Annotated in this window: 8 protein-coding genes; all 8 read left to right on the top strand. The window is 69.0% G+C overall.

Annotated features, from left to right (window positions below; genetic code table 11):
- Positions 1–319 precede the first annotated feature (319 nt).
- On the top strand, positions 320–3,736 hold the full coding sequence (locus AB0H52_RS30530; protein ID WP_357951719.1) for an amino acid adenylation domain-containing protein: 3,417 nt from the start codon (positions 320–322) through the stop codon (positions 3,734–3,736).
- Complete coding sequence (locus tag AB0H52_RS30535) at positions 3,729–4,883, top strand: cytochrome P450 (RefSeq protein WP_151492170.1); 1,155 nt, start codon at positions 3,729–3,731, stop codon at positions 4,881–4,883. Before AB0H52_RS30530 ends, AB0H52_RS30535 begins: the two co-directional genes overlap by 8 nt.
- Positions 4,880–8,518 carry a type I polyketide synthase gene (locus AB0H52_RS30540; RefSeq protein ID WP_151492169.1) on the top strand — a complete coding sequence of 1,213 codons (3,639 nt, stop codon included), beginning with the start codon at positions 4,880–4,882 and terminating at the stop codon, positions 8,516–8,518. Before AB0H52_RS30535 ends, AB0H52_RS30540 begins: the two co-directional genes overlap by 4 nt.
- Positions 8,519–8,544: 26 nt before the next feature.
- On the top strand, positions 8,545–9,822 hold the full coding sequence (locus AB0H52_RS30545) for an MFS transporter (protein WP_192580437.1): 1,278 nt from the start codon (positions 8,545–8,547) through the stop codon (positions 9,820–9,822).
- The gene (locus AB0H52_RS30550) at positions 9,819–11,093 is read left to right on the top strand and encodes a cytochrome P450 (RefSeq protein ID WP_151492167.1); all 1,275 of its coding nucleotides are present in this window, start codon (positions 9,819–9,821) and stop codon (positions 11,091–11,093) included. The genes AB0H52_RS30545 and AB0H52_RS30550 overlap by 4 nt, the downstream gene beginning before the upstream one ends.
- 17 nt (positions 11,094–11,110) lie before the next feature.
- Entirely contained in the window at positions 11,111–11,821 is a 711-nt protein-coding gene (locus AB0H52_RS30555; protein ID WP_357951722.1) for an alpha/beta fold hydrolase, read from the top strand.
- A complete protein-coding gene (locus tag AB0H52_RS30560) occupies positions 11,805–13,625 on the top strand; it encodes an amino acid adenylation domain-containing protein (protein ID WP_225854727.1) in 1,821 nt (606 codons plus the stop codon). The genes AB0H52_RS30555 and AB0H52_RS30560 overlap by 17 nt, the downstream gene beginning before the upstream one ends.
- A 180-nt stretch (positions 13,626–13,805) precedes the next feature.
- Positions 13,806–14,177 carry a hypothetical protein gene (locus tag AB0H52_RS30565; protein ID WP_357951724.1) on the top strand — a complete coding sequence of 124 codons (372 nt, stop codon included), beginning with the start codon at positions 13,806–13,808 and terminating at the stop codon, positions 14,175–14,177.
- The last annotated feature ends 357 nt before the right edge of the window (positions 14,178–14,534 follow it).

Genomic DNA, 14,534 nt, shown 5'->3' on the forward strand with positions numbered 1-14,534 from the left:
GAGACCTCCACGACCGCACCGACACCTTCGCCGTCTACGGCATCTAACAAACCATGATCAAACCGGACACTCCCGAACAACGCCGGGGCCGTGGTTCCGTGCCGGCACTGTCCGCGGCCACGCCGAACTGCTGGTCGCGCCCACCACGCGGACGTCGGGTTTCCGCGGGTACAGCCGGGAACAACTGCTCGACTCCGCCCGCTCCGGGCAGGGCTCTCGATTTTCCCGCCCCTAGCACCTGTCACACGGCGCATATCCGTCGCTTTCCCAATTCCTTCTTTACGCCTCGCTGACGCACGTGCCCTATGGAGGACGAGCGGTGTCATTGGTCGAGTACGCGAGCACCGTGCTGAATACGGCGCTCACCCCGACGACTCTGTCGGCCCGGTCGTTCGTGGACCTCGGCGGCGATTCGTTGCGGGCCATGCGCCTTGCAGCGCTGGCACAGCAGCACTGCGGCATCCGGCTCCCGGTGGCCGACCTGTTGTCCGACGCGCCGTTGGCCGACGTGCTGGAGAGGTCTACCTCCGCGTCGGTGCCCTCACCTGCTGGTGCGCGGGAAACTGCGGTGCCGCCGAGCCCGCCGGACCGGGTGTCCCCCAGCCAGCGGGGCATGTGGTTGACCGAACGGGTGGTCGGTGGCTCCCCCTACAACCTCGTGTTCACCTGTTTCGTCCAGGAAGGCAGGCTCGACCGATCCCGCTTCGAGCGTGCACTCGCCGCCACGGTCGCGCGGCACCCCGGCCTGCGCACGGTCTACCAGGAGCAGGACGACGAGGTCATTGCGGTGGTCGACCGGGCGTACCGGCACCAGGTCGACGACATCCAGCACGACGGCTCACCGGAGGAGTTCGTCGCATTCGTCCGCGCCACTGCGGCCGCGCGCGGCAGACTCCCATTCGATCTCGCCGCCCGACCCGCGTACCAGTTCCTGTTTGTCGACAACCCGTCCGGGCAGCAGGCGATCGTGTTGCTCGCACACCACATTGTCCTGGACGCGTGGTCCATCGGCCTGGTGTTCAAGGAAATGTTCGCACGGTATTCGGCGCTTGGCGACGGCACGCCCCCACCCGCGACCGGAAAAGGCCACGACATCTCGGTCCTGCTGACCAAGCAGGCGGTGGACCGCGACGCCGGGGTGTGGGACCAGCAGACACAGTTCTGGCGCGAGCATCTCGCCGACGTGCCGAGGGTCCTCGAAGTGCCGGGGGACCGGATGCGCCCCGCTGTCCAGGACCCGGCCGGCAAGCGGCTGCCGGTGGACCTAGGCACGGAGGTCAGCCCGCGGGTGGCCGCGACGGCAGGCGCGGCCGGAGTCACCCCGTTCACCGTCCTGCTCGGGGCCTACGCGCTGACCCTCGGCCGGTGGACCGGCGCCAGGTCCATGGTGATCGGGGTGTCGTTGCTCGGCCGGGACACCGAGGAGCTGACCGAACTCGTCGCCGCGACCGGCAACCTCGTTCCCGTCCGGGTAGACATCGACGATGACTTGTCGGTGACTCCCTACCTGCGGGCGGTGCAGGGATCGCTCGCGAAGAGCATCGACGCCGGCGCGCTACCGTTCGAGGAGATCGTCAACCTGCTCGGCGTCGAGCGCGATCTCGGCGCTCACCCGTTGGTACAGGCCAGTTTCGGCATGCACGACGAGTTGATTCCGCAGCGCATCACGGCCGGCGATGTCACCGTGCGGGTCGAGGAGGGCCACGGCGGCGGTGCGCAGTTCGATGTTTCGCTGCTTTTCGGCCGGTCGGAACCGACGCTGCTCGGTCAGTTGGAGTACGCGACGAGCGTGTGGCAGCGCAGCGAGGCCGCCGCGTTCGCCGACGACTACCAGGCGGCCGTCGCAGAGCTGACCGGCGACGTCACTGGAGTGCTGACGGACGTGCGCTGCGTGTCGCGGAAGCGGCTCGCGCTGCTGCACGAGCTCAACCGAACTCGGGAGGAGTTCCCACGCAAGGGCCTCGGCGAGCTGTTCGCCGAGGTGGTCGACCGGGTGCCGGATGCGATCGCCGTCCGGGAGGGCAACCGTGAGCTGACCTACGCTCAGCTCGCCGCGGCGGCTGGTCGCCAGGCTGCGCTGCTGCGAGAGTTGGGTGTGCAGCCGGGTGACCGCGTGCTGGTCGGGCTGGAGCGCTCCGCCGGTGAGATCATCGGGTTGCTCGGCGTGGTGCTCGCAGGCGCGGCGTACGTCGGCATTGAGCTGAACCAGCCCGGCCCGCAACTCGAGGCGATCCTCGCGAAGGCAGCGCCTCGCGCGGCCTTGGTCCCCGAGGACGCCGCGGCGCAGCTCGCCGCCAAGGGCGTACCGCTGTGCGCGTCGTGGGCACCGGACTGGCCCAGTGAACCGCTGGCCGCCGCGGCGTACCAGGCGGTGGAGACGGACGCCTCGCTGGCCTATGTCGCGTTCACCTCCGGCTCCACCGGACTGCCCAAGGGGGTGTGCGTCCCGCACCGCGCAGTGGTCCGGCTCGCGCACGAACCCGACTTCGTCACGCTCGCCCCCGGCGACAGGATGCTTCGGCTGTCGCCGCTGGCATTCGACGCGTCGACGCTGGAGATCTGGGCCACGCTGCTCGGTGGCGCCACGCTGGAGGTCTACCCGGCCGGCACCCCGTCGCCGAGCGAGCTCGGCGCGTTCCTGCGGGACCGCGAGATCACCGTCGCGTGGCTGACCGCAGGGCTGTTCCGGTTGGTCGAGGAGTTTGCCCCGGAAGGCTTCGCCGCCATGCGCCAGCTGATCACCGGTGGGGACGTCGTGCCGCACGAGCACGTCGCCCGGGTGCTGGCCCGATACCCGGGGCTGGTGGTCACCAACGGATACGGACCGACCGAAAACACCACGTTCACGCTGACCCACTCGGTGCGCTCCACCAACGAGGTCGACGGCCCGCTGCCCATCGGCACACCGGTGCCCGGCTCCCGGGCATACATTCTGGACGACCGGTACCGGCATGTCCCACCCGGCGGGGTCGGTGAACTTTTCTGCGCGGGCGCAGGCCTGGCCGACGGCTACCTCGACGACCCGGCAGAGACCACGAAGATGTTCGGGCGGTTCTCACCAGATGTGCCAGAGCGGCTGTACCGTACCGGGGACCTGGTGCGTCTGGACACCCAGGGACAGGTCCGGTTCCTCGGTCGACGTGACCACCAGGTCAAGCTGCGCGGCTACCGGATCGAGCTGTCGGCGGTCAGCGACGCGCTCACCGAGGACCGCTCTGTCAAGGACGCTGTCGTGGTCGTCACCGACGCGGACAGCGCCGAGAAGCGCATCGTGGCGGCCGTCGTCGCCGCCGACGACCAGATCACGGCGACCATGCTGCGGGACCGGCTCGCCGAGCGGCTGCCCGTCTACATGGTCCCCACACTGTGGGCGATCGTCGATCAGGTCCCGCTGACGGACAACGGCAAGGTCGACCGCAAGGCGATCGTCGCGCGTGCGTTGCCCGCCGGCGCCGTGTCCAGGCGGCCGGCACCCGCACCGAGGCCCGCCACCGTGGAGGCGATAGAGCTGACGACGGTTATCTCGCTGTTCGTCAAGGCGCTCGACAACGCGGAGACCGAAGTCGTCGCCGACACCGACTTCTTCATCAGCGGTGGCAACTCGATGGGCGCCGTGCGGCTGATCCGGCTCGTTCGCGAACAGTTGGGCGCCACCGTCCGGCTGCGCGACTTCCTGCTGACGCCGACACCGAGCGGGCTCGCGACGCTCGTGGAGAAGGCCGGTCCCGGTGCCTGACGGACTGACGTGGGACGACGGGCTGGAGAGCTGGGTGGTGTCCGACCGGGCCCTGGTCAGGCACGTACTCGGCCATCCCGACTCCTTTTCTTCCCGGACCTCCGTCCGGCTCGGCGAGCTGTACATGACCGACCAGTCCCGCGCCGAGTACCAGGCGCTGACCGAGTTCATCCAGCTGTGGTTCGTGCATACCGACGGGGACGAGCACACCGCGCGTCGCAAACCGGTGCAGCGCATGTTCTCCCTCGCCGCTGTGCGCTCGCTCGAGGAGCGCGTCGTGGCGATCGTCGACGAGTGTCTCGACGACCTGGCCGCCCAGCAGGCGCCGGATTTCATACCCACGGTCGCCGAAGGGGTGTCCGGTCGGGTCATGGCCCACGTCGTCGGTATCGACATCGAGCCAGGCGTCCTACACACCTGGTCCCGGCACCTTTCGGCGTTCCTCGCCGCGATGTATCGGCGCGATCACGCCGAAAAGGCGACCGACGTGATGCGGGAGATGTTGGCATGTCTAACCGGTTCCGCACTGTGGTCCCGGTTCCCGACGGACACACCGCGCGAGCGGGCGGTCACCGCCGCCACCCTGTCCATGATCCTCTTCGGAGGGCTGGAGACGACCGCGGCGCTGCTCGGCTCCTGCGTGCACACCGCGCTGGGTGACGCCGCGACGTGGGCCATGCTCAAGGACGCGGCCGAGCACGACGACCCTCGCGTGACGGCCCGGTTCGTGGAGTCCATACTCGCTACCCGGCCACCGCTGCGCAACGTGGCCAGGGTGGTCACGAAGGACATGACACTGGCAGGCGCCCAGCTTTCGGCCGGCGACCTGATGTTCGTCCCACTCGCTGACGGCATCACGGTGTTCACCGAGTCCTCCGCGACCGACGCGGTCGCCGAGGACGACACCTCCGGCGCCAACGGAGACGGCGAGCGGACCGGGCCGCACCTCGCGTTCGGGCTCGGCGCGCACTACTGCGTCGGCGCCTCCCTGGTCCGGCTGGAGGCGGCCACCGTGTTGCGGCGACTCGCCACCCGTTTCCCCGACGCGCGGCTGGCGGCGATCCCTGCCGTCTGGGGGCCCAACATCTCCTACATCGGCCTCGACCACCTCCCCCTGGAACTCGACACCCGCAAGGCGGTGGGATGAACACGGACCACACGGTCGCCATCGTCGGCGTGGCGGCCCGCTACCCCGGTGCTGGGGACGTCCGCGCGCTCTGGGCCAACCTCGTGGCCGGATCGGACAGCATCCGCCACTACACTCGGGCCGAGCTGACCGACGGCGGCGCCGACCACGAGCACGTCAGCCAACCGGGGTTCGTGCCCGCTCGCGGCGTGCTCGTCGGCCCGAGGAACTTCGACTGGGCCTTCTTCGGCTACTCCCGCACCGAGGCCGCGAGCATCGACCCTCAGCAACGAGTGTTCCTCGAATGCGCGTCAGCCGCGATTGACGACGCCGGGATCGACCCCACCCGCTTTCCTGGCTGGATCGGGGTCTACGCGGGCGCAGATGTCGTTGACGCGCGCGTGCGCAGCGGCCAGGGCGAGTTGGCGACCGTGATCGGCAGGGAGAAGGACTTCCTGGCCACCCGCGTCGCGTACAAGCTGGGCCTGCGCGGGCCCGCGGTCACCGTGCAGACCGCCTGCTCGACCTCGCTGACCGCCACCCACACGGCCGTCCGCGCCCTCGTCGGGCACGAGTGTGACGTCGCACTCGCGGGAGGTGTCGCGATCATCCCCGGCGACGAGTGGGGGTACCTGTACGAAGAGGGCGGCATTCTGTCCCCTGACGGCCGGTGCCGGCCCTTCGACGAGGACGCAGGGGGCACCGTGCCCAGCGAGGGCGTCGGGGTCGTGGTGCTCAAGCGGTTGTCCGACGCTCTGCGGGAAGGCGACCGGATCGTGGCATTGATCCGCGGTTCGGCGATCAACAACGACGGCGCCGACAAGATCGGCTACACGGCACCGTCCCTGACGGGACAGAGCGAGGTGATCCGCTACGCCCACCACGTCGGTGGGACGGACCCGGCCGACGTCGACTACGTGGAGGCGCACGGAACGGGAACCCGGATTGGTGACCCGATCGAAGTCGCCGCGCTGACCGACGCGTGGGGCCCGGCAGGCGCCACCGCCGGGTCTTGCGGGCTCGGTGCGATCAAGAGCAACATCGGGCACACCGGCGCGGCCGCTGGGGTCGCCGGGCTCATCAAGACGGCGTTGTCGCTGCACCACCGCCAGTTCGTGCCCACCGCGCACTTCAGGCGGCCCAACCCCATGCTCAATCTGGCGGACACACCGTTTCGGGTGTGCACCGAGGTGGAGAAGTGGCCCGACCGGGGCACCCCGCTCGCTGCTGTCAGCTCCTTCGGGGTAGGTGGCACCAACGCCCATGTGATCCTGGAGGCGGCGCCGACGCGGAGCAGGCCGATCCGATCCGGGTACCGGGTGCTAGCGGTGTCCGCAGCAACCTCGTCAGCACTGCGGCAGAGCAACCGCGACCTCGCCACACGCTTCACCGAGCCCAGCGTCGACGTGGCCGAGGCCGCGTGGACGCTTGCCGGGCGTAGACAGCACCGGTGCCGGCACACGGTCGTCGCGAGCACGAACGACGAGGCAGAGCAGGCGCTGCGCGCTTTCGGCGAGACCGCTGAGGACGGCGCACCGGCACGGCTCGGCACCGTCGCCTTCGTGTTCCCCGGCCAGGGCGCGCTGCAGGACAACGCCGGTGCGAGCGCGTACCGGCTGCTCGCCGGTTTCCGCGAGCACTTCGACCTCATCGCGAAGCACATATCGGTAACGCACGGCGTCGACCTAGGCCCGATCGTGGCCGCAGAACCACCGCGGGAAGACTGGTTCCGGTCCACCGTGCACCAGCAGGTCGGGTTGTTCACACTCGGCTGGGCGCTCGGGAGACAACTGTGGGACTGGGGCGTCCGGCCCGCCGCCATGTTCGGCAACAGCGTCGGAGAGTACGTGGCGGCCACGCTCGCGGGAGTATGGGAGCCGAAGGACGCGGCGAGCCTGGTGTTCGCGCGAGCCTCTGCCATGGCCGCCTCACCGCCGGGACGGATGGTCATGGTGTCCGCCCCGGCCGCCGAGGTGCTCGACCGGATCGGCACAGGCCATGACGTGACCCTCGCCGTTGACGGACCGGGTTACGTCGTGCTGTCCGGTCCGGACACCGCCGTCGACGCGCTACTGGCCGCAGACGCCCTCGCCGGTCTCGACGTTCGCCCGCTGTCGGTTCGGCACGCGTTCCACTCACCCGCCATGCGAGAGCCCGCCGAGGTGTTCCGTGCCGCGGTCGCCGCCAACCCGTCCGCTCGGCCGACAGTTCGGCTGATCGCCAACCAGACCGGTGGCTGGGCCGACGAGAACCTGGTTACCGGCCCCGACTACTGGGCTGGCCAACTGCTCGACACGGTCCGCCTGACCGACGGCGCGGCCACCCTCCTCGCCGCGGACATCGCCGTTTTCCTGGAGCTGGGACCGGGCACCTCGATGCTCGGCACGCTGCGTAGGCACCCGAACTGGTCGCCGGGCCCGGCGACGATCCCGCTGCTCGGCAAGTCCGGCGGGAGCGCTGCGGACGGCGGCGACCACCGACCCGGCGGGCGGGGCGAGCGGGCGCTGCTCACGGCGGTCGGCTCGCTGTGGGCACACGGCGTCGACGCGGCAATGAGCGAGCTGATGAACGTCGACGAGTCGGAGCGTCCTGTCCGATGCTCGTTGCCGCCGCACCCGTTGGCTGGCACCAGCCCGGACGACGACCGGCCCGCGTACCACCCCGTCGTCCCGCGTGCCGACACGCCGACACCCGGACCCGCCACCACCGGCCGGGCGCTGCTTGCCGAGTTGTGGTGCACCACTCTCGGGGTGCCATCGGTGGCCGAGGCGGACAACTTCTTCGCGCTCGGCGGTGAATCGCTCATGGTGGTCTCGCTGCTCAGCCGCCTCCGCGAGAGGACAGGACAATCCGTCTCTCCCGTCGAGTTCGTCGCCGACCCCACGTTCAGCACCCTAATGCACCTGGCCGACCGGACCGACGAACAGCGGCCAGCAGCTGGGATCGTGCCGCTGCACACCGCCCCGGCGCCGTCGGGCAAGCCGGTGTTCCTGATGGCGGACGCGTTCGGCACCGTGCTCCCGTACCGGGAGCTGGCCGCCCTGCTCGATCGCTCGGTCTACGGCGTGGCGCCGGCGGCCGGCGACCCCGCGGCGGGCGCACCGGGCGGGCGCATCGAGCGGCTCGCCGCCGACCACGTCGCCGCCATCCGGTCGGTCGACCCGATCGGGCCCTACACCGTCGGCGGCTGGTCGTTCGGCGTCGTCGTTGCCCACGAGGTGGCGCGGCAGCTGGAGGCACTCGGCGCCACGGTGGACCATCTGATCGGGCTCGACGGGTTCCCGCCCGCACCCGCCCGTCCGATCGGCGCCGACCCCGGCTACCTGGCAGGCAGCCTCCGCATGCTCGGTGACGTCGTACTGGGCACCGGGCCGCTCGGCGCGCGAGTACGCCGCGACCGGGCACTGCGGGCCCGATTCACCGCCAACATCACCGCGCTGCTGCGGTACCGCCCACGCCCCGTTCGCTGCGCGGCGACCGTGTTCCTCGTCGCCACCGGCGAGGCGGCACTGGCGCGAACCCGCGACAGGCTCACCGGAACCTACTCTGGCACCGTCAGCACCCACCACGCGGCGGGCGATCACTGGTCGATGCTGACCGCGCCGCACGTCGCCGGTCTCGCGGCCACCCTGCGTGCACGCCTGTCCGAACAATGAACAAGCTGAAGAGGGAGGACGCCCCAATGTCCACCAGCCAGGACGCGTCCGTGCGGCCGGTGCCCGGAGCCGCCGACGCTGCTGTCCCGTTGCGGCGCAACAGGAACTTCCAGGCACTGTGGTCGAGCGAGGCGCTCGCGGCAATCGCCAAGGAGACCGCGGAGTTCGCCTACCCACTGCTCATTCTCGCCTCGACGGGATCGGCGCTGTGGGCCGGTCTGATCGCGGCGGCTCAGGTGATCGTCGCCGGACTCGTGTCGCTTCCTGCGGGTCAGTTCGCCGACCGGTTCGACCGGAAAAAGCTGCTGCTGACCTGCAATCTGACCCGGGCCGTGCTGCTCGGCGTGCTGTACCTGCTGATCGCCACCGACAACGTCAACCTGCTGTTGATCCTCCTGATCGCGATCTCCTCGTCGGTCTTCCTCAGCCTGTCCCAGCCCGCGGGAATCGCCGCGATCAAGGCTCTGGTACCACCGGAACAGGTCAGCACGGCGATGTCGCAGAACAGCATTCGGTTCTTCGGCGCGACGCTGATCGGCCCGCCGGTCGGCGGCTGGCTCTTTGCCATCGGCCGGGCCTTTCCCTACCTGGGCGCCGCGGTGACGTTCGTGGTGTCGTCACTGTTGCTGCTGCTGATCAAGAAGCCGTTGCAGGCAGAACGGACGGCCGACGACGACGGCAAACGCCATGCGAAAGAGGGGTTCCGGTTGATCCGGCGGCAGCCGATCCTGTTCTGGACGCTGCTGTGGACGATGGGCTCGAACATGGTGTTCAACCACACCGGCATATTCATCGCGATCGCCGCAACGGGGCAGAGCGAGAGCGACTCGTCCGCACTCATCGGCATAGCCGTCGCGTGCGCCGGCATCGGCGGTCTGACCGGCGCATTCATTGCGGCTCCGGTGCTGAAAAAGGTCAAGCCGAGCTACATCTTCTTCTACGCCGCGTGGATCGGCCCGGTCGCCGCGCTGCTGCTCGCATTCGTCCCGAGCCTGTGGGTCATGGGCCTGCTGGTCGGTCTCGTCTTCGTGCGTGGACCGGTCATGAGCGCGCTCACCCTTACCTACGTCTCGGTACTCACCCCGGACAAGGCGCAGGGACGGGTTCTCGGCGCGGTCTTCTTCCTGTCCCTGATCGTGCAGCCGATCGGCCTGTTCGGCATCGGCGCGCTGTTCGACGCAGGCGGGCCCGCGGTCGTCTTCGGCACCGTGTGCACCGTCGCCACCCTCATCGCGCTGGTCACTTTCACTCCCACCATGCGCTCATTGCCACGCCTCGACCAGTTGGAGGAACTCAAGCCATGACCTCAGTCGACGACGGCAGCACCGTGTCCGCCCGAAAGGAATGGAGCCCAGGTCAGACGCTGCCCCCCGAGTTCTTCAACAATCCCGGCGACGACATACACGGCTGGGACAACGAGGTCCGCAGCCACTGCCCGGTCCACAAGATCAACCACCCGCCGGGGGCCGAGGCGTATGTGGTCGCCGACTACGAGACCGCGCTCAGCGCCTTCGGCGACCCCCGGCTGTCCAAGCAGCTCACCGCGTCGCCGGACTGGTTCCAGGAGCAACTGAAGGACGCCAGCCCGATCCTGGTGCACCACATGCTCAACGCGGACCCGCCGGACCACACCCGGCTGCGCAAGCTCGTCAGCAAGGCGTTCACCGCACGGCGCATGGAAATGATGCGTCCGAAAATCCAACAGATCACCGACGACCTGATCGACGGCTTCCCGGAGTCGGGCGAGGTGGACCTGATGGCTTTCGCCTTCGACCTGCCCATGAATGTCATCAGTGAGTTCCTCGCCATTCCGCCGACGGACCGCGGCCAAGTCAAGTCGGACGTGGTCCTGCTCAGCAATGCGCCCTACCCGGACGAGGAACGCAACAGGCTGCTCAAGGCCGCGAGCGACAAGGTCGAGGAATACCTCGTCGGCCTGCTCGCCAACCGACGCGAAGACCTCGGCGACGACCTGGTCAGCGTGCTGATCAGGGCTGCGGACGAGGACGAGGTGTACAGCGAGGAGGAGCTGATCTCCAACCTCGTGCTGCTCATCATCGCCGGCCACAAGACGACCGCGCACCTGATCGGCAACGGCATGTCGGCACTGCTGGCACGGCCGGACCAGCTTGCGCTCCTGAAGTCCGACCCCTCGCTGGTCGAGTCGGCGGTGGAGGAGTTCCTGAGGTTCGAGTCCCCGGTGTTCCGTGGCACGCTGCGGATCAGCACCGAAGACATGGAACTGGCCGGAGTGAAGATCCCGAAGCAGAGCTTCGTGCACGTGCTCCTAGGCGCCGCCAACCACGATCCGGCCGTGTTCGACAACCCCGGCGAGTTGGATATCACCAGGCAGGCGAACCGGCACCTGTCCTTCGGGCACGGGCCGCACTTCTGTGCAGGCGCCCCTTTGTCCCGCGTGGAGGGTTCGATTGCGTTCCCGACGTTGCTGCGGCGCCTGTCGGGGCTGCGGCTCGCGGCGGCCCCGTCCGAGCTGGAGTGGGCGTTCGACAACTCCACCAGCCGTGGTCTGCGCAGCCTGCCGGTTCGCTACGACGCGCTGCTGCCGCGGGAATGACCGGGCCCAGGGGCGCGATGCCGACACCGTTGATCTGTCTGCCGTTCGCTGGCGCGGGCACGTCGTACTACCACGCGTGGCGACCGCTGTGTGGTGACCGCTTCGACATTCGGCCCGGCCTGCTGCCCGGCCGGGAACGGCGCGTCGACGTCGAACCGATGCGCGACGTGCACGCGGCGGTCGACGACCTTTTGCCCACGCTGGCCGGAGCGGGCGAGGTGGTGCTGTTCGGGCACTGCCTCGGCGCCCTGATCGCGTTCGAGTTGGCCCACCGCCTCGTCGCGGAACCGGACGTCACTGTGGCCGCGCTGTTCGTCAGCGGGGCCGCGGCACCAGCCGAAGAACGGTCGTTGGGGGCGACCGGGCTGCCGGACGATGCGTTCCTCGACAGGGTGGCGGAGTTCGCTGGGGTCACCGACGACGCGATGTTTGACCCGGAGATGCGCGAGCTAATCCTGCCGACGTTGCGTGCCGACGTGGAGATGTTCGAACACTACGTGCCTGGCACCTCCGAGCTGTTGCCGGTTCCGGTCACCGCTGTGGTCGGTAGGGACGACGCGCTGGTGCCCCTGGAGAAGGCGGCGGGCTGGTCCGCGTCCACCAGCAAGGACTTCGCCTTGTTTGACCTGCCCGGCGGGCACATGTACCTGACCGACAGCGTCGAACAGGTGTTGTCGCTCATCGACGTAACCGTGCATACAGGGGGCTTGGGTGAACCTCGCATCTGAACGGCGCGACCTGTTCCGCGACGACGTTCCAACCGCCGAGCTGATCGCGCTCGGCGAGTCGCCACGGTCGGTGGACGCCGATCCCGGGACGATCACCTCGGCGTTCGACCGGGTCGCCGCAGGAACGCCCGACGCGGTCGCGGTCACCGACGGCGCCACGAGCATGACCTTCGCGGTACTGGCAGACCACGCCGACGAGGTGGCGCGCGGGCTGATCACGCTCGGAGTGGCTCCCGGTGACATGGTGGTCGTGTGCCTCGACCGATCGGCCGAACTGGTCGCGGTGCTGCTCGGGGTGCTGAAGGCGGGCGCGGTGTACGTGCCGACCGACCCGTCCTACCCGGTGGGCAGGCTCACGCACACCGTCGGCGACACCGGCGCGAACGTCGTGATCACCAGGCTGATCGACCTCCCGGTCCCGGCGAGAACGATGTCCCCCGAAGATCTGCGCGGGCTCGCCGGCCCTGGCCACGCCACCCCGGCCCGCACTCCAGATGACCCCGCCTACGTCATCTACACCTCCGGATCCACCGGGCAGCCGAAGGGCGTCGTGGTCCCGCACCGGAATGTGACCTGGCTGATCGAGGCGACCAGGGGCGAGTACCAGTTCGACGGGGGCGACGTGTGGACCCTGTTCCACTCCAGCGCGTTCGACTTCTCCGTCTGGGAGATCTGGGGCTGCCTGCTGACCGGTGGTCGGCTCGTCGTCGTGACGTGTCTGGACTCCCGGAGCCCCGAGCGGTTCCGCGACCTCCTGGTCGGCGAGTCGGTCACCGTGCTCAACCAGACGCCGTCGGCGTTCGCCCAACTGCTCGCGGTGCCGCACGACGAGGTCGACGTGCGGTTGCTGATCTTCGGGGGGGAACCACTCGACACCCAGGTCCTGTTGCCCTGGTTCGACGCACACCCCGAATGCCGCGTTGTCAACATGTTCGGCATTACCGAGACCACCGTGCACGTCACCGAGCAGACGATCACCCGGGCGCTCGCCGAGGCGGCCTCCCGGTCGGTTGGGAGGCCGCTACCCGGCTGGTACATCTACGTTCTCGACGAGTACGGCTCGCCCGTCCAGTTGGGCCAGACCGGAGAGATCCACGTCGGCGGCGCTGGCGTCGCGCTCGGCTACCTCAACCGGCACGAACTGACCGCGCAACGATTCCCGCCGGATCCGTTCCGGGGCGGAATCATGTATCGCAGCGGCGACCTCGGCAGGTTGCTACCCGACGGCAGCCTGGAACATCTTGGCAGACTGGACAACCAGGTCAAGGTTCGAGGCCATCGCATAGAACTCGACGAGATCCGGGCTGTGCTGCAAAGACACCCCAGCGTCAGCGCCTCAGCAGTGGTGGTGCACAGGGCGGCCGCCGACGACCCGAACACTGCCCGTCTCGACGCGTACGTCGTACCGGCAGGCACGGGCACGGTGGACACCGATGACGTCGCCTCGCATGCGAGCGCCTCGCTGCCCGCATACATGACCCCGGCCACCATCACCGTACTGGGCATGCTTCCGTTGACGGTCAACGGAAAGCTCGACGTCTCGGCGTTGCCGGAGCCCACGGCCGGGACGCCCGGTCCCGCCTCGGTGGACGGCGACCTCGCCAGCCGTATCCAGCACATCTGGACCCGGATGCTGGGCACCGACATCGGGCCAGAGGACGACTTCTTCGTCGTCGGTGGCAACTCGGCACACGCGGTAAGCGTCCTCGCCGAGATGCGTGCCGACGGCATCGCACTGCGACTCGTGGACCTGATGCGCAACCCGACCCCGCGCGCCCTGGCCACCGCATTGTCCAGCACCTGACTGACAGTGGACGACGCCGTACGCTTGTGCAGACGTGACTGTTGGCGAGCCCTCGCCGACCTGCTGCTTGACCATGGCCGACAGCACGGCGTATTTACCCGGCTGGAAGCCCTCCACGCGCACGCCGACTCCACCGTCGCCCGGGCGACGAGCAGCGACCGAGACAGCGAGAAGGGGCTCGTGGTCACCCGATCCGGGCAACGGTCGGCGTGGGCCCCGCTGCCCCGAGGCCAAATGGGCGTGGTGCTCGACCGGGACGACCTGATCAAGCAGCTCACTGGCATGCTCAACACGCTGACGGCGCTGGAACTACCTCGCGGTGACCTCGTCGTACCCGCCATCGGTCTCGACCCCGCCACCGTGATCTCCTACGGCAGGGTCAACGTGCCGAGCAACACCGCAACCGACGGGTTCAGGCAGGCAGACCATGTTCACGTCTCCCCGGGCGAAGCCATCGACTACGGCAGCGTCGTCGCCCACCCCACCGACGTGGCCGCCGAACTCGTCGCACGTCTCATCGCCGACCACCGGGCCGCCACGGGCTTACGCTGACACTCCACTGATACTCGCCCTCGCCAGCGGTAGGTTCAGGACGAATCCCAGCAGGAAGCCGCCGCCGACGACCGGCAGTGACGGTGCTCCGTTGGTGCTCGGCGAAACGGTTCTCTCCGCCGCGCCACACGCATCGCGGACACCGATGACGGTCTTCGTTCTCTACGCTGCTCCCATGGCAGCGTGTCCCGAGCTGACCAGGCCGCTCCCCCGCGTGGGGTCCGGCCATTGTCTCTCCGGGGCAACCCCGGGGACGGGACACCCCTCCCTGTCACGCTGATGTGAGACAGCTCGTCTACCAGGGGATACTCTTCCTGGACGGTTCTGAGGAGAGATCATCAGCATGACGTCGAAGTC

The sequence above is a fragment of the Micromonospora sp. NPDC050695 genome (assembly GCF_040654415.1).
Taxonomy (GTDB): domain Bacteria; phylum Actinomycetota; class Actinomycetes; order Mycobacteriales; family Micromonosporaceae; genus Micromonospora.

Bases quoted from the DNA above. Each gene is read 5' to 3' on its own strand.
- AB0H52_RS30540 (WP_151492169.1), top strand. From the start codon at position 4,880: ATGAACACGGACCACACGGTCGCCATCGTCGGCGTGGCGGCCCGCTAC.
- AB0H52_RS30545 (WP_192580437.1), top strand. From the start codon at position 8,545: ATGTCCACCAGCCAGGACGCGTCCGTGCGGCCGGTGCCCGGAGCCGCC.
- AB0H52_RS30550 (WP_151492167.1), top strand. From the start codon at position 9,819: ATGACCTCAGTCGACGACGGCAGCACCGTGTCCGCCCGAAAGGAATGG.
- AB0H52_RS30555 (WP_357951722.1), top strand. From the start codon at position 11,111: ATGCCGACACCGTTGATCTGTCTGCCGTTCGCTGGCGCGGGCACGTCG.